Source organism: uncultured Rummeliibacillus sp., assembly GCF_934216135.1.
Classification (GTDB): domain Bacteria; phylum Bacillota; class Bacilli; order Bacillales_A; family Planococcaceae; genus Rummeliibacillus.
In genome coordinates this window covers 154,846-175,345 of record NZ_CAKQBI010000002.1, presented here as the reverse complement: position 1 = coordinate 175,345, position 20,500 = coordinate 154,846, and the positions used below count along the sequence as shown (strand labels likewise).

Here is a 20,500-nt window from a genome sequence, read left to right as displayed (position 1 = left end):
ATATATATGAAATATTTGAGAAGAGGTTATGTTAAATGGAATCGCAATTTCCGAAGGTTCTTCGGTTCTTTACGCTGTTATGGGTAGTTACGGCAGTTGGGTTGTTTGTTGGAGTGTTTATACCACCTGCTTTCATCATGCCAATAAGTATTGCAACAGTTGTTTTACTATTAATCGTGATGTTTAGCCGAGCAGCTAGAAAAGCGAGTAAAGGTATTTCTATAGTGTTTGCATTGTTAACAGGGATCACTCTATATAGTTTATTAAACTTCTATATTGGTGCATTAGGTGGAAGTCTTGTCCTAGTTATTTTTGGTACTACAGCAGCAATCTTTATAGTCGCTGGCCTAATTGGTTATAATACAAAACGAAATTTTGGAAACTGGGGTAAATTTCTTTTCATCGTTTTGATCGGTGTAATTATTTTCTCCATTATTACCATTTTTATAGGTTTTAGTGACATTGTCATGGTCATAGCTAGTGGAATTGGTGTATTACTTTTCGTTGGTTACACGTTGTACGATATGAACCAAATCGCACATAATTATATTAGTGATGAAGAAGTGCCACTAGTCGCATTAAATCTTTATCTCGACTTCATCAATTTATTTACAGAGTTACTTAAACTAATTTACCATTTGAAAAATATATTGGATGAAGATTAAATTTGACAAAATAGTGAAAGCTGAAAGTATAGCTTTCACTATTTTTTTGCTTATATTCAGACCTATTTCAGTTAGATACATTAAACTAAAGATAATAATTTCGAAATAGTAGGTGAAATGATGAAAATTCTTGTTGCCGAAGATGATTTACGATTATTGAAAAATATAGCTTTTATGTTAAAGAAAGATTTATATCAAGTAGATACTGCTAAAAATGGTGAAGAAGCATTAGATTTAGCACTTGATAAAAATTACGATTTAGTTATATTAGATTGGATGATGCCAGAAAAGGATGGTATCGAAGTATGTAGTGAATTACGGGAAAACGGTTATGGGGGTGGCATTTTGATGTTAACAGCTAGAGATGATTCACGAGATGTTATTTTAGGCCTTGATAATGGAGCAGATGACTACCTGATAAAACCTTTTAAAATGGAAGTACTGTTAGCTAGAGTTCGTGCCATTTTACGTAGAAAAAATAAACCATTAGAACAAGTCATTGAAATCCAATCTTATGCACTACACCTAGATGCCAGAACGCTCTACCGGGATAACCAAGAAATAGAATTGACCAAAAATGAATTTTTATTTTTAGAATATCTCTTTATCAATAAGGGACGCACATTAACGCGTGAACAAATTTATGATCATATTTGGGGTTATAATGAGGATGTTTCGAATAACGCGTTAGATGCTTTAGTGAAATTGGTACGAAAGAAAATTGATGATAGCAAGCATCCTTCAATTATTCAGACAGTTAGAGGGATTGGCTATAAGTTGAGAGATTCCCATGTTCAATAAAATTCAACGTAAGCTCACTATACAATATGCATTCTTTTTCTTACTATTTGTCTTATTATTGATGGCTGCACTTTATATTTCGATTTCTGCTCTTATGCAACAACAACAAGTACAAGAACTAGAGCTATTCTTTGGTAAAGAACGTTACCATTTAGAAAAGGACGATGATTTCAAAGAAGATCATAATAAAGAAGAAGATCATAATAAAGAAGATAGAGTAACAGATGACAAGAAAATAGAATATGATGCAAATCGAGCAAATTTTTATTATGTATTTACTAAAAATAATGAATTAGTGCATGGTGATGAATCTTTTTACGGACTTTATAAAGATGCTGCACAGTTAATGATGCATGTAGAAGAAGAAGATCCACAAACTGTTGAATGGAAAAATCAAGATTTACTCTTAATTAAATACGATTCTCATAATGGCAGTTATATAATTATTGGACAGTCCGTTACGAAACAGCATCATTTACTAGAACGAATGATGTATGCATTTATCGCATTAACGTTAATCGGAACATTGTGTATTGCTTTCCTAAGTCATTATCTGGCAGGTAAGGCGATGGTACCGATTAAAAAATCCTTTGAGCGACAACGAAAATTTGTATCGGATGCATCGCATGAATTACGCACACCTCTGAGCGTTTTCTATAGCTCTTTAGAAGTTTTAGAAAATGATGATGAAAATAGATTTAGTGCTTTTGGACAAGAAGTACTTACAGATTTAAAAAGTGAAACTCAGCACATGGAGACATTATTAGAGGGTCTATTATTTTTAGCACGTTTTGATCAAAATAAGTTAAAGACTAAAAAAGAAGATATTGAACTATCCGAACTAGTAAACAATATAACAAATTCTTTTGAACGAACATTACCAGATTCTGTCCAATTGAAAACACAAATAGCTGATGATATCAAGTTTGTGGGGGATGAAACAGGTATTAGAGAATTGCTTTATATTTTGCTTGAAAATGCAGCAAAATTCACGGAAAAAGGTTCAATTAGTGTGTCACTTACAAGTATAAATAATTATATTAAATTAGTCGTGGAAGACACAGGGATTGGTATTACACAGCGTGATTTACCACATGTTTTTGAACGTTTTTATCAAGCAACAAAAAATCGACAAAAAGAAGGAACTGGCTTAGGGCTTTCGATTGCACAAGCCGTTGTATCTCAGCATCAAGGACATATTTCAGTGGAGAGTGAGTTTGGTCAAGGAACTAAATTTATCGTTTCTCTTCCAATTGTTAAAAAGGACTAAATCTTGTTTTAAACAGGATTTAGTCCTTTTTTGTTTGTATCAGTTGTTGTGAAAGACTGTGGATGTACCCTTGGGAAGTTTCTGCAAATAAGATGTTCACCATTTGTTAAAAACTTTTTCTTATGTTTCATAAATTTCTTCAGATTCATTTCATAATTGGTAGATACACTATAGATGAAGGGAGAGGATAAAGGTGAAGAAAAGAATATGGATTTTAGCACCAATTATGATGTTTAGTCTGTTGGGTGGGCAATATATTGCTCAAGCAGACGATGATGAAGGTTATGAGCACCACGAAAAATCTAAGTATTTTGATGGATTTGAACATGATGATCACGACCATGATAAATATAAAAAACACGATGAATATGAACATGATGATGATCATGATGAACACGAACACGACGAAGATAAATATTATGAAGAAAATAATACAGTTACACAAGGTCAATGGAATATTTGGACACGAACAGCAACAGTTAACAACGACAGTACATTACCTTTTAAAGATGCAAAAACTGCCACTTTTAAAATAGATAATCAAACGTTTCAATTATATGTTGTTCCTAAAAAAGGAGAAGTATTTGTTTCTGCGGGAAAATTAACAACAAAATTAGGAGGAAACTCTAAGTACTATAAAGATTCAAAGATTATGAAAACAAATATCAATGGAAATGAGCTTATTTTCCGAGCAAATACAAATGTAGTATATGAAAATCTTGTAAAAACACCTATACCCGCAAAATCATTTATATACAAGGATGATATCTATGTTCCTATAAGTGTGATTTTAAATTCTCTTGGTTATTCAATCGATTGGCAAGAGGATACTCAACAATTTGTATGCCAAGCACTTTAATCGGTAAAAAATAGAAAGGGATGTTGACAATGAAAGATCCAAAAAAGGCAAAATGGTTAGTTGGTTCATCAGCAGTTCTCTTGTCAGGTTTATTATTAACTCAAATGAATGGAACGGGAACTTTAAATACAAGTAATCATGCCACAACTACTCAACAAACAGCTGTTAACCAATCAAATTCAACAAATACAGAAAAAGAATTATTACAGTTAGATTGGACTAATTTTCAAATATCAAAAGAGCCATCAGAACAATATTCAACACAGCCATCAAATAGAGTAGATCAAGGAACAGACCGAATGACACAAAGATCATAGAGGTGGAAATCATGGGATCATTAACAATTCACAAGATGAATACCGAATTTTATATAGAAGTTCCATCATCTTCGGACAGTTGGCAAGAGCATGTTACAAATTGGTTAAACTATGTAGCAAATGAATGGTCACGATTTATCCCAAATAACGAATTAGATCAAATCAACCAATTGCCTATAGGAAGAACGTTGAAAATAAATCCTTTACTATATGATTGTTTGAAAATGGCAAATGAGTATTATAAAAAAACAGAAGGATTATTTTCTCCCTATTTAAAAAGACAAATTGAAAGCCAAGGATATGTTCAATCTTTTCCTTTTAAAGTAGGGAAACTGTCCAAACAAACAATTGAAGTCGAAAATCCAATCAATAAAAATCCAATCGACTTTTTGGGCAATTATGAAGTACTGAAGATAACCAATCAGACAATCGATTTGGGAGGATTTGCGAAGGGGTATGCAGTAGAGCATATAAAAAAATGGCTACAAGAACAAAGCTTCCCGTATGGAATCGTAGATGGTGGAGGAGATATGACACTATGGTCCGACGGAGAAAAAGAATGGATCATTGGCATAGCTGATCCCTTTAATGGACAAAGTATTGGAAGTATTAAAATAAAAAATGGTGCAATTGCAACTTCTAGTAGAGCTTATAGAAGTTGGATCTACCAAAATGAAAAGAAACATCATATTCTTAATGGTCGAACAGGTGAAGTAGCGAAGACAAATGTTTTACAAGCGACAGTTGTTACGGATAGCTTGTATCAATGTGAAGTTGGAGCCAAGTTATGCTTTTTAATGGATGAACAGAAACTAAACCAATGGTTCGAACAGAACGGATGGCGAGTAGCTCGTTTTATCGTCAATGAAGATGAAACGACTAATTGGATAAAAACAGGAGATGAAAATAATGTTTAATACTTGGGAATGGATCCGAATTTGCGGTTTTCTTGCATATTTTTATTTTACTGTTTCAGTTATTTTTGGCTTATTCCGAAAAACGCCATCGATTAAAAAACAGAAAAACTTATTATTCCATTTACATTTAAATGCCGGATGGATGGGGTTATTGGCATTAGTGGTACATGTGTTACTTTTGTTAATCGATCAATATCAACCTTATCAAGTAAAAGAGATTTTATTACCTTTTAGTGCTCAGTATCAACCATTGTTATCAGCTTTCGGCACAATCAGTATATATGTATTTTTAGTTGTTATATTTACATCAGATGTTTTAATTGGTGTGATGAATAGAAAGGTTTGGAAATCTATTCACTTTTTAGTGCTCCCTGCATGGGCTTTGTCATTCTTACATGGCGTTTTTATTGGAACAGATACTTCAAACCATCTTATTCAAATTTTCTATATTGTAACAGGAAGCATAATCATAATAGCAGGCAGTATTAGAGTTTACGGAGAATACACAAAAAAATCAACTCAAACAGTAAGAACAAGAAGAAGTAGAGGGTAAATCCAAATTGGGTTTGCCCTTTTTTCTATTTATAATCTCAAAAGAAATAATGTTAGAAATTTAATGAGGAGGAATAATAAGTCGAACTCTGGGGAAAATAAAGGCGTTACTATTTTGGAAGCGCTATTTTACATAAGGAATGGTATAGAGGAATACATCCCCTAAAATTTTGAAAATTATAGAATTTCAGCCCTTTTTCAGATTCAATCTTTATGATGAAAAAAAAAGAGAGGAGCATAAACATGCCATTACATCCATTAGTTGTTCATTTTCCAATTGCGTTATTAATTTTAGCAGGGGTAATCGAAATTGTGAACGTTTTTGCGAAAAAGGAATTATTAAATAAATTCGGTACTCTATTACTTGTTTTAGGGGTGATTTCAGGTTTTGTAACCCTTGCTACAGGAGATGGAGCAGAGCATTTTGCAGAAAGTAAATGGGGAGATGCCGTAGAAAGTCAGATAGAACCTCATGAAAATTTCGCTGATATTTCAATGATTATCTTTAGCGTATTAACAGTTATTAAAATTCTTTTCAGACATAATATTTTTAAATTTAGCTTTTTACAAAGTAAAGCACTCAGAGGTGGTATTATGTCTGTACTAATTGTCCTTCTAAGTCTTGGCGGCATAGCATCATTAGCAGTAACTGGACACTTAGGCGGTAAAATTGTTTACGAAAATAATTCTAATACTACTGTAGATTATTCAAATTCATCAGATGGTGATTCAGACGAATAAATTGGTGAATCTTGCTTTAAAATAAGACAAGTTCAAGGGTAAGAAAAAATACCTTTGAACTTGTTTTTTTATTTTCACACTATTAGTTTGGATAAACAGGTCTTTAAAAAGCAGATATAAAAAGATTAAAGTTACATTAAAAAATGAAGTTATGTATTAAAAAAGTGCTACATTAAAGTGGAGATATAACTCAAGAGGTGTATACCATGGTGAAACGAATTTTAATCGTAGAAGATGAATTTCAAATTGCTAAAATATTGAAGTTAGAACTTGAATATGAAGGTTATGAAGTTGTTATTGCAAATAACGGTAAGTTTGGATTAGAAGTAGGGTTGCAAGGGAAAATTGATCTAATGTTATTAGATATTATGTTGCCCGAGATGAATGGTATGGAAGTATTAAGAAGAGTACGTAAAGAAAATAAAACAATGCCCATTATTTTATTGACAGCTCGCAATCTAACAATGGATAAAGTAACTGGATTAGATTTTGGGGCAAATGATTATATTACGAAACCCTTTGAGATGGAAGAATTGCTTGCGCGAGTTCGAGCTTGTTTTCGTCAACATGAAATTCTTGCAAATGCTACTAATAATAAGGATGTTATTTTAACAATCAATGACTTATCGATCAATGTAGAAACAAGAGAAGTGACAAGAGCTGATACGCCTATTTCTTTAACTCCAAAAGAATTTGACTTACTTGTGTATTTGATTGCACATAAAAATAAAATTGTTACAAGGGAAAATATTATAAAAGACGTGTGGGATTATGATTATGAAGGAGATACCAATGTTATTGATGTATATATATGGCACTTGAGAAAGAAAGTAGATGAAGGCTTTGCAAGTCCAGCCATTATTCAGACAGTTAGGGGCGTGGGATATATCGTAAAGGAGGGGTAGATTTATGAAAATCACCAACAAAATAAATCTAATTACGACTGCATGGATTATTTGTGTATTAATAGTCGTGAATATTGCCGTATTTTACTCCTTTTTGAAAGTCACCGTAAATGTAGAAGAAAAGGTAGTTCTTCAAAATGCAGATGCAATTTTAGAGGATATTAATAATGGAGATTCAAATGAAGTCATTAAAGGAAAATTAACAAAGTATTTAACCAACGGGTCTTTTATTCGAATTATAGAGCCAGGGTCAAAAATTATGAATCAAGTCACACATAATCAACAAATTTCTAGCAAAATAAAAGGGGAATTTGTTACGAAAACAAAGTCCAAGCGATATTTAGTAAGAACAGCCCAAGGAGAAGAACAAATGTTGGTTGTGAGGATTCCAATTGAATCCAATGGACAAGTGATTAAAACCCTTGAAATCGGAGAAAGGTTAGTCGGTTTAGAGTTGGGAAAGGATGTTTTACTATCCATTTTAATTGCATGTACGATTTTAGGAGCCTTACTATCCCTTATAGGTGGTAAATGGCTAGCGAATATTCTTATTCGACCTGTATCCAATATGATTGATACGATGGAAGAAATTGAGCAAAGCGGTATCACTAAGCATATGGTTATTGAAGGTCAACCGAAAGATGAATTACAAAAAATGGCCGTTACCTTTAATCGTATGATGGATCGTCTAGATAATAATATTGAAAAACAACAGCAATTCATCTCAGATGCTTCCCACGAACTCAAGACACCTATTACTGTTATTAAAAGTTATGCAGATTTCTTAAGAAGACATGGAATACAAAATAAAGAAGTAGCATTAGACGCAGTTGACGTTATTCATTCGGAAGCTACAAGAATACAGTTGATGACAGAAAAATTCCTGGATTTAGCGAATACTGAATTAGAAAATGTATTAGAAAAAACAACAATTGACCTAATAGCTTTTAATAAGGATATAGTTAAACAAATACAAAGGGCATATAAAAGAGAGATAGATCTCCATTATAGTGACGAATCGTTGACTGTAATAGCAGATGAATTAAAACTAAAACAAGTCATGATTATCCTTCTTGATAACGCTATTAAATATAGCAAGGAAAAAATCGATATATATTTAGAAAATCAGGAAAATGCTACAGTCATTCGAGTAAAAGACTATGGAATTGGTATTCCTGAAAGTGAGATTAACAATATTTTCGAAAGATTTTATCGGATTGATAAAGCGAGAAGCAGAGAAACTGGCGGTACAGGTCTAGGTCTAGCCATTGCCAAACAGATTATGAAGCAGCATGAAGGGGAGATAAAGGTGAAGAGTGTAGAAAACGTAGGAACAGAAGTTGAACTCTTCTTACCGAATTGAAGTACTTAACTTCCTTGATAAAAATAAAATTGAAAAGAGCTGTATGAAAAGTGTCATATGCATTAATAGGAATAGGGATTGTCGTACTATTGTTTCTTTCTTATGGGGCAGTACCTACAGTCATTATTCGTGTATTTGAAAAGGGAATCACTAAACGAATTCGTACAAAAGAAATGGCTTTAACCTTTGATGATGGGCCTAATCCAAAATATACGCCACAATTATTGGATGTATTGAAAAAGTATGATGTAAAAGCTACATTTTTTGTAGTTGGAGAGAATGTACAGAAATATCCCGAAATCATTAAACGTATGTCAAATGAGGGACATACAATTGGCATTCATAGCTATGAACATATTTCAAGCTGGATTATGTCCCCATTTCGACTAAAGAAACAATTAGAAATGACAGAAAAAGCGATAACGGAATGCACTGGGGAAAAGGTATCGTTTTATAGACCACCATGGGGGCATTTCAATTTATTTACACTGATTGTTAGTAAAAAATACACTAAAATCATGTGGTCATACATTTTTGGAGATTGGAAGGTTGATAAAGCCAAAAATGGACTATTGGATGAATTGCGGAATTCTGCAAATGAAGGAGTTATTTTCGTCTTACATGATAATGGGGATACTTTAGGTGCGGAAAAAGAAGCACCTGCATATATGATTAGAAATTTAGAATTATTCCTAAAGGAAAGTAAAGAAAAAAATAGGAGATTTATCACTTTAAAAGAGTTAGAGAGGAATCTATGAGTATAGATGTAATTACAGAATATATCGATTCATATGGTTATATCATTCTATTTATCTGCTTGTTTTTTGGAATTGTTGGAGTCCCTGCTCCTGAAGAATCATTATTGTTTTTAACAGGTATATTAATCAGACATCAGCATCTCGCAATGAGTTCAGCTCTAATTTATTCAGAATTAGGTGCCTTTATAGGTATGCTTACTGCTTATTCTTGTGGAAAGTACCTGGGAAAGCCGTTTGTCAATAGATACGGAAAATACGTTGGATTGACGAAAGAACGATGGAGTGGAATAGAGAGTAGATACAAAGTAAATGGGCATAAAGCTATAACATTTGGCTTCTACCTGCCAGGAGTTAGACAAATTAGTCCTTACTTTGCTGGTATTGCTCATTTTCCATTTCGTTCTTTTATTTTATTTTCCTTAATAGGTAGTGTGATTTGGACAATTCCAATTATTTTAGTGGGTTACTATACGGCTAAAGTCATTTATATCAATCCAAAGTATGTACCTTATTTTGGACTTTTACTTTTTGTCCTATTTTTAGCACAACTAATAGTGAAAAAAATAAGAAACCGTCAAATAAAAACGTAAGAATGTAACTACACAACATTCTTACGTTTTTTATTTGGACAATTTTAGTTTTGTAAATCATAAAAGTAACCTAAATATTAAATTAAAAATACATTAAAACGGCAAGATTTAAAAAAAACAATGATATTGTCAAATTGTTAAACAGAAGCTTATGAGGTACCTAAATTAGAAGCAATCATTACAGTTCTATATAGGTGTAAAAGGAGTGCAAAAAATGAAGAAAATTCTTTTCTTACCACTCTTACGAATGCAATCAGGACATCATCAAGTTGCAGACGCAATAATGGATATGATCAAAATAAGAGATGAAAATATTACTTTAAAAAAAGTAGATATTATAAGTTATTCCAACAAGACATTGGAAAAATTAATCTCCAAAAATTATTTGAATTGGATTAAGATTGCACCTAAATCCTATGATTTTATTTATCAAAAACGTTTTTTTTCATCAAACAGACCAAAACAAATATTAAAATTTTACGAAAGATATTTCTTGAGAAAAATGTATGCGTTAATTTCAGAAGAAAAGCCTGATTTAATCGTTTGCACACATGGATTCCCCTCTTATCTAATTAGTAAACTAAAAAGGATGGGAAGATGTAACATCCCTGTTATTAATGCATATACAGACTTTTTTATAAATAATTTTTGGGCTAAAGAAGGCATAGAACTTCATTTTGTTCCTAGTAAAGAAGTAAAGGAAAATTTAATAGATATAGATCATATTCCAAGTGAAAAAATTATCGTGACGGGTATTCCTGTTCATGAAGAAATTATTAAAATAACCACTCGGACATTGCAAAATGTAAAGCCGAAACTGTTAATCGCAGGTGGAAATAGTGGGTTAGGCGGAATATTGAAGTTATCAACTGAACTGAAAAACTTAAAGCAATATGATTTTATCGTTCTTTGTGGCAACAACGAAAAACTTTACGATGAAATTATTTCTTGGAATACCGAAAACGTTCAACCTTTACCGTATATTTCTTCAAGAGAAGAAATGAACGACCTCTATGATCAAGTTGATGGCATTATAACAAAACCAGGTGGAGTGACAATCAGCGAAGCACTGAGAAAGAAACTGCCTGTTTTCATTCATTCCTATCTTCCTGGACAAGAAAAGATTAATTTAAGCTATTTGAAGGAACAACGACTAGTTTTTGAATTATCATCAAGCAAATCATTAGAACTTCAATTAGATGCAATTTTAAAAAATACAGAAAAAATGGATCAATTAGAACAATCAATTGATGCTTTTCAACAACAATTAGAAATGGAAATGCCTGAACATATTATAGATGTCATGAATTGGGTTATTGATACGAAAGCAAAGCATATGCCATTACAACCAAAGGCACCATCTATTCAATTAAGGGCTGCTCAATTTTAGGAGCTGATTTTATATGGAAATTGTAAAAATATTAATAAGAGACTCGGAAATCCCTGTTCAAAAAGGGGCAGTGAGATTAGTGGAATATGAGGATGAGTTGTCAATAGATGATGATGAATGCATCGTTGAGGTAGAGGTAAATGTCCATCCGACTGTTGGAAGATTCCTTGAATCAATAACAGATTTTAGAGAGAGAGTTATCTTTCTTACGAAAGAAAATCAAAGAATCACCGGATTATTTAATGTCTACATCAATAATGAAAGAATATTATTCATAGGTGACCCAAGTCTAGTAAATGGGATTAGTCATATAGCCCCTGTACCCTTTGAAAAAAATCCTCTTCAAATTGTAAAGAGCGATGGCATTCCTTTGGATACGGATTTATCAGAAAATACAAATCAGCAAATTTTGCATGTTTTGGATGTGTTAGTTCAACAAGACTATGATAACCAACAATTTATTTCTAGATTAAAGGATAAGATTAAAAAGGGAGAAAGTTTATCAGCCTTTGAACTATATATTAAAAAAGAAATTGGACGTTATTTAGTGGAAGTATTTTCTTGAATCAGTTTTATAAATGGAACCTGCTTAAATAAGAAAAAAGGTAAATCAGGTGTTTAAAACACTTGAATTCACCTTTTTCTTTTTATATAGCTTTCTATTTACGGATTTACATATTGTGCTGCACTCATTCCTGCAATTCTTCCAGTAACAAGGGCGGAGGTGATATTATAGCCGCCTGTATAACCATGAATATCTAGAATTTCTCCACAGAAGTATAGACCATTTTTCTTTTTGGAGGCCATTGTTTTAGGCTCAATTTCTTTAGTTGATACTCCACCACCTGTGACAAAGGCTTTTTCTAATGGTTGTGTACCATTGACTGTCATTTCAAATCCAACAAGATTTTTGGCAAGATGTCGGGTTTGGTCAGCGGAAAGGTCTGCACCAGTTAATGATTCATCAATATTTGCTTTAGCCATTAAGAATAACAACCAACGTTCAGGGGTAAGTCCCTTCCAGACATTTTTTAAAGCTTTTTTCGGTTCAGCTTTTGCTAATTTAAATAATAGTTGGAATGCGGATTCTGCATTATATTCAGTTAAAGCTTGTATTTGAATAGTAACAGGATTTCCTCCGTTCTTTTTCATTTCTTTTACCACAAATTGACTACAACGCAAAATTGCAGGGCCACTCAATCCAAAGTGTGTAAAAAGCATGTCCATTTTATGGGAGATTATTGGTTTTCCTTTTTTATTTAAAACAGAAATTATTGCATCTCTCAATGCTAATCCTTGCAACTCTTTACTTCGAATAAACGTCTCATTGGAAAGCAAGGGAACTTCTGTTGGGAAAAGTTCTGTTACTAAATGACCCGCCTTTTCAGCCCATGGATAGCCATCACCTGTGGAACCCGTTTTTGGAACTGCTTTTCCACCAACAGCAACGACAACTGCACCAGCTTTAATCTCTTGTCCATCTCTTAAACGAACACCAAGAATTTTCTCATCATCCATTAATAATTTTGCGACAGGAGTATTTTGGCGGATTTCTACCTTTAAACGATCCAACTCTTTTAGCATAGCATCGACGACATCTTGTGCACGATTTGAGACAGGGAACATTCGACCGTGGTCTTCTTCTTTTAGCGCAACACCAAGATTTTCAAAAAAGGCAATTATATCTTCATTGTTATAAACAGTGAATGGACTGTATAAAAAACGTCCATTTCCTGGGATGTTTTTGACGATTTCATCAATTGGTAGGCGATTAGTAACATTACAACGTCCACCACCTGAAATGGCTAATTTACGTCCTAACTTATTACCTTTCTCTAGAAGAAGGACTTTCTTTTTTTCAGTACCGGCGGCAATAGCGGCCATTAGACCAGATGGGCCACCACCCACCACAATTACATCATACATTTGGGGAACTCACTTTCTCTTTTTTAAATTAATTATACACGAAGTAAAGAAAGTATTTGAGTAATTGTATGACGAGTTGTAAACTAAAATTTAGGTTTATTAGAATTGGATAGATTGGAAGGGTATTATGTCATCTTTAATGAAGGGCACTGCCATATTAACTATTGGCATGTTTTTATCAAAGGTACTTGGCCTCGTTTACATATTCCCGTTTTACGCCATTATTGGGCAAAAAAACGTGGCATTATATTCGTATGCCTATGTTCCATATACAATTATGCTATCGATAGCTATTTCTGGCGCACCGATTGCAGTATCAAAATTTGTAGCAAAATATAACAGTCTAGGTGATTATGCGTCCGGTAGAAAGCTTGTCAAATCAGGCTTGATGATTATGACGCTTACTGGTTTTGTAACATTTTTGGCTTTGTTTTTATTAGCAGATCCAATTGCGCATCTAGTCATTAAAGATGAAGAGCAAGTATTTTCTGTATCACAAATTGCAGGAGTTATTCGATGGATTAGCTTTGCGTTAATCGTAGTGCCATTTATGAGCTTGGTTCGTGGATTTTTCCAAGGTTATGATCATATGGAGCCTACAGCTATTTCCCAACTTGTAGAACAAATTATTCGTATTATTGTTCTTTTAGTAGGCGCATTCCTTGTAATGCGAGTTTTCCATGGAACTGCACAAACAGCTATTTCATTTGCTGTATTTTCAGCATTTATCGGAGCACTAGCAGGCTTAATTGCGCTTTGGTATTATTGGCGTAGGTTAAAGCCAGAGTTCGATCTAAAGTTGAAAAGCAGTGTATCATCAGGTCAATTATCATATACAAGTATTTATAAAGAAGTTATCACATATTCTATTCCTTATGTATTTGTGGGGATTGCGAACCCGCTTTTTCAATTAGTAGATATGTTAACATTTAATACCGCAATGTCTAATATTGGTTTAGCAAAAGTTTCGGATGAGTATTTGGGTATGTTAAACTTTACAACACAGAAAATTGTTATCATTCCGGTAATGCTTGCAACTGGTTTTTCGATGGCATTAGTACCGGCAATTACAAACTACTATACAAGAAAACAAAATGGTGCATTGATCAATGCAATGGACAAGACCTATCAAGTCTTATTATTTGTCACATTGCCTGCTGTAGTGGGTATTTCGTTGTTATCTACAGATATATATCATTTATTGTATTCAGAAAGTGCTATGGGTTCTAGCATATTAGCTTTCTATGCACCAGTAGCCATTCTCTTTGCTTTGTTCCAGGTTACTGCTGCATTATTACAAGGAATTGATTATCAAAAATGGATTGTCTTTAGTTTATTAACGGGAATTTTAGTTAAATTAGCGATTAACATTCCTTTAATCCAATCGTTTGAAACAAAAGGTGCTATTATGGCAACAGCGATTGGCTATTTAATCTCAATTTTGATCAATATCATTGTTTTGAAAAAAGCCTTAAATTATAAATCTAAAATGGTTATAAGACGTTCTATACTCATTATTGCATTAACGATTATTATGGCAGCATTTGTCATTGTGACACATAAAGTATTAGTATTGATGTTCGGCGTTGCGCATTCGAAATTACTTGCGCTTTTATATTTGGTTATATGTATTACTATCGCTGTAGTTGTTTATGGCTTTTTATCTTTACGAATTGGACTAGCGCAAAAACTACTTGGTGAAAAAATTACTAAAATTGGTCGTAAATTTGGACTTTAGGAGGTAGCAATGCGTTTAGATAAATTATTATCAAATATGGGTTATGGTTCACGTAAAGAAGTGAAGAAACTGCTAAAGATGAAGGCAGTATCTATTGATGGGGTGGTAGCAAAAGATGTATCACTCCACGTTGATCCAGACAAGCAAAGTGTCACAGTGCTTGGTGAGAGAGTCATCTATCAAGAATATATCTACTTAATGATGAATAAGCCAGCAGGTGTGATTTCTGCTACAGAAGATCTATATGATCAAACTGTAATTGATTTGCTTGATCCAGTTCATGCACATTTCAATCCTTTCCCAGTAGGAAGATTGGATAAGGATACAGAAGGATTCTTATTAATCACGAATGATGGAGTTTTAGCACATAACTTATTGTCTCCGAAAAAGCACGTTCCAAAAGTGTATTATGCAAGAGTGGACGGTAGAGTAGTAATTGAAGATATAGAACAGTTTCGCCAAGGCGTAATTTTAGATGATGGATATCATACGAAACCTGGTAAACTAACAATTATAAATTCTGGTGAGATTTCTGAAATTGAGTTGGAAATTTCAGAAGGGAAATTTCATCAGGTGAAGAGAATGTTCGAAGCAGTAGGTAAAAAGGTGATTTATCTAAAACGATTATCAATGGGGAATTTGTTGTTAGACGATAGATTGAAATTAGGAGAATACCGAGAGCTAACTGCTGAAGAAATTGAGAGTATTCGTTAACAGAATGAGTTCCCTCAGCATAAAAAGATATCCAGCTTCGGGCGCTAGCTGCTCGAGACACTTCAGACCCTCATTCGAAAGCTGAGAAGATGCTTTCGATTCGGGCCTTCCAGTGCTTGTCGCGGGACCACAGGAAGTGGGTCAGATAGCCGTTGCCACAGGACGTGGCGAACTTAGGCTATCTTCCTTAATCGAGCGCCCTCAGCATTTAAAATAAAATAAAAATAAAAAGAATGACCGAGCGACGCAGCAAGGTCATTCTTTTTTTAAACGTTCATAATTTGCGTATTAACATGTTAGACGAATTTGCCACCAGCATATGGCGAGTTGACCGTCCATTCAACGAAAAGCGTGAGATCCAACTCGTTGAACCTTTCTAAGATGTCATTTTCACTTTCTTACGCGTCGTTGTCCATTTGCCACGACTTGGGCTTTCGACCAAATCGTTAAAGGCTAACACATTCAAATCTCTTTGAATGGTGCGAGGAGTGATGCCGAATTCATCGACTAAATCTTGCGTAGTCACAGTACCTTTACTATGAATGTACATATACACATCTTTTATCCGATTAAGCATCCGATCAGTGGTTGGTTTCATTGGTGAACCACTCCTTCATCTTATTTCTCAAGACTAGCGGACGAAAATAATTGTGAGGTATTCAGGCTCCTAATTTAGTTTGCCTTAGACATCCCCTTTTCAATTTTAATGGTCAGACTTTATTGTCTGACAATTTCATTATAGCGAATGTTACTTGACTTTTCCATACTTTTGATTAAGTTTTTATGTTTGTAACAAAGTACAAGTCTTTAAACTCGAATGAAATATCAAAAATTTACTTTAATATACGGATTTTTGATATTCCTATGTGGAAAGAATGAAAGGGTGTAAAATAGTAATTAGTTATTTAAAGGAGGAAATTTTAATGGATTGGTTAAAAAATGCCCAACAACGCCAAGATGAGTTAATTGGCAATTTACAAGAATTAGTACAAATAAACAGTGTGTTAGATGAAAGTACAGTTTCTGCTGATGCTCCATTTGGTAAAGGGCCAAAAGAAGCATTGGACTGGATGCTTGAACAAGGTAAAAGCCAAGGGTTAAAAACAAAATTGATCGATAATATGGTTGGTTATATCGAAATGGGTGAAGGTGAAGAATTAGTCGGTATCCTTTGTCATGTCGATGTTGTTCCTGCTGGTAGTGATTGGATACATCCTCCATTTGGTGCTGTTGTAGAAGATGGTAAATTATTTGGTCGTGGGTCTATTGATGATAAAGGACCAACGATGGCAGCATGGTTAGCTATGAAAATGGTCAAAGACGCAGGCATTAAATTAGATCGTAGAGTTCGAATGATCGTTGGCTCAGATGAAGAAACTGGTTTCCGCTGTGTTAAGCGTTATATAGAAAAAGAAGAAATGCCAACATTAGGATTTGCGCCGGATGCTGATTTCCCAATTATTAATGCTGAAAAAGGAATTGCTGAAATTTCATTCCGCCAACAATCTAAATCACAAGAAAAAGAACAACTAGTATCATTCCATGCAGGTCACCGTATTAATATGGTACCAGATTTTGCTGAAGCCATTGTTCGAAATGTACCAGAAGAATTTGAATTGACGTTTAATGCTTATTTGAATTTTGCTGAATTAGAAGGAAACATTGAAGAAACTTCAGATGGGTTTAAATTATCGATAAAAGGTCGTTCCGCACATGCGATGGAACCAAATGCTGGTATTAATGCAGCTGTAAAATTAGCTCAATATTTGAACACCGTATTTACAACACCACAGTCAAAAGAATTTACTCAATTCTTAGTAACCGGTTTTGCAAATGAATCTCGTGGTCGTGCATTAGATCTTGCATTCAAAGATGAGATGTCAGGGGATACGACTTTAAATGCTGGGGTAGTTACTTTTGAAGAAGGTAAAGGCGGTCAAGTTGATGTAAGTATGCGCTATTCTGTATCTTATCCATATGAAGAAAAGATTACAGCTGCAAGCTCTACTGTAGCAAAACTTGGCTTTGCACTTGATGTGGTTGATGACTCCAAACCACATTATGTTGATCCAAAAGAAGAGCTAATTCAAAAACTTTCAAAAGTATATGAACGAAATACAGGTGAAAAGGCTGAATTGCTATCTATCGGTGGTGGTACTTATGCACGCGAATTAGAGACTGGCGTAGCATTTGGTATGTTATTCCCTGGAGAACCTGATTTAGCTCACCAAGCGGATGAATATGTAATAATCGAAAACCTTGTTAAAGCAGCAGCGATTTATGCTGATGCTATTGTCGAATTAGGCACAAAAAATAACTAGTAGTCTTCCATATATGCCAAATAAATGGTAAAATATAATTACAGTCCTCATGTTTTCTTTAAATGAGGGCTGTTTTAATTTTTAGGATATGTTATGAGTTTAGAGTTCATCCAAGTATAGGGAATGGATAAATTCGTTTTTTAGTAAATTTGATAACAGCAGAATAACAATATTCTTATCGCAAATAATAAGGTTAAACAAGTACAAATAATTATTGATAGAAGGTGATTAGGATAGTTAAATGTCGCATCAATCGATCAAATAGTAAATCAAAACTTATTTTAAAGAAGGAGTGATTTTACCATGAAGAAAATGATTAAAATTAGTATATACATAGCATCTTTATGCATTCTGTTTAGTATTTTATATCTTAAAAATAACGATTTAATCGCATTAGCCAGCCAGAAAACTTACACAATTTCTCCAAGTACGACTCCTATAAATCAAAAGATGAAAAAATATAGAACATATTCATCCAAAACAAAAAATTATTATACACTGAGGTCCTATCTTGAAATGTTAGAAGTTAATGGAGGAGGAACCTTAATATTAAAAAAAGGTACATATAAAATAACAAATACATTATTTGTACCATCAAATGTCACTATACGATTAAATAATGGTGTGGTATTAGAAAAAAGTATGGAAACAGGCAATTCATTGAAACCTTCAAAATCCATGTTTCAGCTAGTAGCCCCTAGTATCCAAAAGAATGGAGATCTTCATGATGGGTATACGGGTTCCAAAAATATTACGATAACAAGTAATGGTAAGGCAACTATCGATTTGAAAGATGAAGAAAAGGTGAATGGTATTATTACAGGGCATAACCAAAACCTTACAATAAGCAATATCAAATTTCAAAATGCAAACGAAGGATATTTTATTCAGTTAGTGGCAACGAAGAATTCGAAAATCATTAATAATACTTTCACAAAGGGAAAATCTAAATCCAAGCCGTCAATTAGTATTGAAGCAGCTGACTTTTCTTATGGAACGTATAAAGTTGGATGGAGTATGTATGATGAAACTCCAAATTCACAAGTATTAATCGAAAAAAATAAATTTGATGGAGTTTATGAAGCAATAAGTTCCAACCAATTTACTGTAGATATTTTTCACTCTAAAGTGAAAATTTTAAATAATACAATTAAAAATACAACTGCTAGCGCAATCGTTATGAAAAATTGGAAGTTGCCTACTATTGAAAATAATAAGATTGATTCTGTAAATGGGGATTATGGGATTTTTGTGAAAGGTACTTATAAACCAATCATACAGCTCAATCAATTTACAAATATGCAAATTGCCGTATTTTTAGCTGCACAAAATGATTTAAATGAACCATCAAATAATAATACGGTCACATTAGGAACGAAAAAAGCTCTTGCATCAAATCAAGGAAGAGATTTAGAAGAATATAATATGCAGATTGAGAATAATTCGACGGAGCCAGTAGAAAAAATTGAAATAACGAATATGAATGATATTGGAAAAAGAGAATATAGAGTAACCCCTGAATCACCAACTCTTAACAAAGAATTTCTTTTGCGCGCTTCCTACACTCCAGAAACGAAACAATACTATGCACTACGTTCTTATATGGAGCAACTTGAAAAACAAGGTGGAGGGAAAATTATTTTCTCAAAGGGCTTATATACAATTTCAAATGTGCTATATGTTCCGTCAAATGTAACATTAGAATTTGAAGATGGCACGGAAATTAGAAAAGGTGATGAAACTGGTACAACAGTTATGAATCCTTCTAGCTCTATTTTCCAACTGATTCGTCCATCTTTATCTAAAAAAGAACGAGTTGTAAGCGGACATAATGGTGAAAAAAACATAAGCTTTATCGGAAAAGGAAAAGTTGTTTTTAATCTGAATTATAAGCTAAGTAGCTTTGCAATTATTATGGGCCATAACAAAAATGTTCATATTTCTAATATCGAATTTCGTAATATGAATGCTGGTCATTTTATCGAAATGGATGCCTCTGAAGATGTCACAATTGAAAATAACCAATTTATCGATTCAAAACCATCAGACCGAAATATTAAAGAAGCCATTAATATTGATACTCCTGATAAAACAACATTAGGTTGGAGTTCGAAATGGAGTAATTTTGATTGTACAGCGAATAATCGTGTGAACATCATTAATAACGTATTTAAAAATTTGGATCGCTCAATAGGAACTCACAAATATTCAGGAGGACATCTTCACACGAATGTAGTTATTAGAGGAAATACGATTGATACGATGAGAAATGATGCAATAAGAGTGATGAATTGGAAAACCCCAACTATTGAAAAGAATGATATTCGAAACGTCGCAGTTGGTAATCCTAAAAAAAGAGGGATTTTATCTAGTGGGGCGATTAATCCTAAAATACGTGATAACACTTTTACAAATGTTGGACGAGCAATTCAATTTATTGCTTGGAAAAATACAGGCCCAGGAGAACAATATGATGAGATTAAGGATGTATTATCAGATGAGGAAAAGGATTTATTGAAAACAAATCAAATCTTCAATACAACAGAAAGCTTTATCCGTATTTCTTCGGTTTATCTAGAATACAGCAAGCCAGAAAAGATAAGCTTGACTTCAAAATAGATAAAAAGATGTGGTGAATTTGTATCTCACCACATCTTTTCTTTGTGTATAATG

The 20,500-nt window shown here is 33.4% G+C and carries 20 protein-coding genes; 18 read left to right on the top strand and 2 right to left on the bottom strand.

What is annotated here, in order from left to right; all coding sequences use genetic code 11:
* Nucleotides 1-35: 35 nt before the first annotated feature.
* The 14 genes from Q0977_RS02485 (at nt 36) to Q0977_RS02420 (ending at nt 11,693) form a co-directional block, all read left to right on the top strand.
* A complete protein-coding gene (locus tag Q0977_RS02485; protein WP_119416847.1) occupies nt 36-665 on the top strand; it encodes a Bax inhibitor-1/YccA family protein in 630 nt (209 codons plus the stop codon).
* Between the two features lie 120 nt (nt 666-785).
* Nucleotides 786-1,466, top strand: a complete 681-nt coding sequence (locus Q0977_RS02480) for a response regulator transcription factor (protein WP_299510285.1) — start codon at nt 786-788, stop codon at nt 1,464-1,466.
* Nucleotides 1,456-2,736: a cell wall metabolism sensor histidine kinase WalK gene (locus tag Q0977_RS02475; RefSeq protein ID WP_299510284.1), complete on the top strand. Its 1,281-nt coding sequence runs from the start codon at nt 1,456-1,458 to the stop codon at nt 2,734-2,736. Before Q0977_RS02480 ends, Q0977_RS02475 begins: the two co-directional genes overlap by 11 nt.
* Before the next feature lie 193 nt (nt 2,737-2,929).
* Entirely contained in the window at nt 2,930-3,595 is a 666-nt protein-coding gene (locus Q0977_RS02470; protein ID WP_299510282.1) for a copper amine oxidase N-terminal domain-containing protein, read from the top strand.
* Nucleotides 3,596-3,624: 29 nt separating this feature from the next.
* A complete protein-coding gene (locus tag Q0977_RS02465) occupies nt 3,625-3,912 on the top strand; it encodes a hypothetical protein (protein ID WP_299510279.1) in 288 nt (95 codons plus the stop codon).
* An 11-nt stretch (nt 3,913-3,923) separates the two neighbouring features.
* Entirely contained in the window at nt 3,924-4,829 is a 906-nt protein-coding gene (locus Q0977_RS02460; protein ID WP_299510277.1) for an FAD:protein FMN transferase, read from the top strand.
* Complete coding sequence (locus tag Q0977_RS02455) at nt 4,822-5,382, top strand: ferric reductase-like transmembrane domain-containing protein (protein WP_299510275.1); 561 nt, start codon at nt 4,822-4,824, stop codon at nt 5,380-5,382. The genes Q0977_RS02460 and Q0977_RS02455 overlap by 8 nt, the downstream gene beginning before the upstream one ends.
* A 242-nt stretch (nt 5,383-5,624) precedes the next feature.
* Nucleotides 5,625-6,122 carry a DUF2231 domain-containing protein gene (locus Q0977_RS02450; protein WP_299510273.1) on the top strand — a complete coding sequence of 166 codons (498 nt, stop codon included), beginning with the start codon at nt 5,625-5,627 and terminating at the stop codon, nt 6,120-6,122.
* A gap of 206 nt (nt 6,123-6,328) precedes the next feature.
* The gene (locus Q0977_RS02445) at nt 6,329-7,027 is read left to right on the top strand and encodes a response regulator transcription factor (RefSeq protein ID WP_299510271.1); all 699 of its coding nucleotides are present in this window, start codon (nt 6,329-6,331) and stop codon (nt 7,025-7,027) included.
* Between the two features lie 4 nt (nt 7,028-7,031).
* Nucleotides 7,032-8,390, top strand: coding sequence for a cell wall metabolism sensor histidine kinase WalK (locus tag Q0977_RS02440; RefSeq protein ID WP_299510269.1), 1,359 nt, complete (start codon nt 7,032-7,034; stop codon nt 8,388-8,390).
* Between the two features lie 50 nt (nt 8,391-8,440).
* The gene (locus tag Q0977_RS02435; RefSeq protein WP_299510266.1) at nt 8,441-9,148 is read left to right on the top strand and encodes a polysaccharide deacetylase family protein; all 708 of its coding nucleotides are present in this window, start codon (nt 8,441-8,443) and stop codon (nt 9,146-9,148) included.
* Entirely contained in the window at nt 9,145-9,738 is a 594-nt protein-coding gene (locus Q0977_RS02430; RefSeq protein ID WP_299510265.1) for a DedA family protein, read from the top strand. Before Q0977_RS02435 ends, Q0977_RS02430 begins: the two co-directional genes overlap by 4 nt.
* Before the next feature lie 214 nt (nt 9,739-9,952).
* The gene (locus Q0977_RS02425; RefSeq protein WP_299510263.1) at nt 9,953-11,128 is read left to right on the top strand and encodes an MGDG synthase family glycosyltransferase; all 1,176 of its coding nucleotides are present in this window, start codon (nt 9,953-9,955) and stop codon (nt 11,126-11,128) included.
* 13 nt (nt 11,129-11,141) lie between these two features.
* Entirely contained in the window at nt 11,142-11,693 is a 552-nt protein-coding gene (locus tag Q0977_RS02420) for a hypothetical protein (protein WP_299510261.1), read from the top strand.
* Between the two features lie 98 nt (nt 11,694-11,791).
* On the opposite strand, the gene Q0977_RS02415 is transcribed toward Q0977_RS02420, so the two are convergent.
* Nucleotides 11,792-13,054, bottom strand: coding sequence for an NAD(P)/FAD-dependent oxidoreductase (locus Q0977_RS02415; protein WP_299510259.1), 1,263 nt, complete (start codon nt 13,052-13,054; stop codon nt 11,792-11,794).
* A 127-nt stretch (nt 13,055-13,181) separates the two neighbouring features.
* On the opposite strand from Q0977_RS02415, the gene Q0977_RS02410 reads away from it, so the two are divergent.
* Both Q0977_RS02410 and Q0977_RS02405 read left to right on the top strand, forming a co-directional pair.
* Nucleotides 13,182-14,792 carry a polysaccharide biosynthesis protein gene (locus Q0977_RS02410; protein ID WP_124217776.1) on the top strand — a complete coding sequence of 537 codons (1,611 nt, stop codon included), beginning with the start codon at nt 13,182-13,184 and terminating at the stop codon, nt 14,790-14,792.
* A gap of 9 nt (nt 14,793-14,801) precedes the next feature.
* The gene (locus Q0977_RS02405; RefSeq protein ID WP_299510256.1) at nt 14,802-15,506 is read left to right on the top strand and encodes a pseudouridine synthase; all 705 of its coding nucleotides are present in this window, start codon (nt 14,802-14,804) and stop codon (nt 15,504-15,506) included.
* Nucleotides 15,507-15,882: 376 nt separating this feature from the next.
* Here Q0977_RS02405 and Q0977_RS02400 read toward each other — a convergent pair whose 3' ends face one another.
* Complete coding sequence (locus tag Q0977_RS02400; RefSeq protein ID WP_119415054.1) at nt 15,883-16,104, bottom strand: DeoR family transcriptional regulator; 222 nt, start codon at nt 16,102-16,104, stop codon at nt 15,883-15,885.
* Nucleotides 16,105-16,429: 325 nt separating this feature from the next.
* Between Q0977_RS02400 and pepV the strand changes: the two genes are divergently transcribed.
* Together pepV and Q0977_RS02390 are read left to right on the top strand one after the other, a co-directional pair.
* Nucleotides 16,430-17,827: a dipeptidase PepV gene (gene pepV, locus Q0977_RS02395; RefSeq protein WP_299510253.1), complete on the top strand. Its 1,398-nt coding sequence runs from the start codon at nt 16,430-16,432 to the stop codon at nt 17,825-17,827.
* 303 nt (nt 17,828-18,130) lie between these two features.
* On the top strand, nt 18,131-20,446 hold the full coding sequence (locus Q0977_RS02390) for a right-handed parallel beta-helix repeat-containing protein (RefSeq protein ID WP_119415056.1): 2,316 nt from the start codon (nt 18,131-18,133) through the stop codon (nt 20,444-20,446).
* Nucleotides 20,447-20,500: the final 54 nt, after the last annotated feature.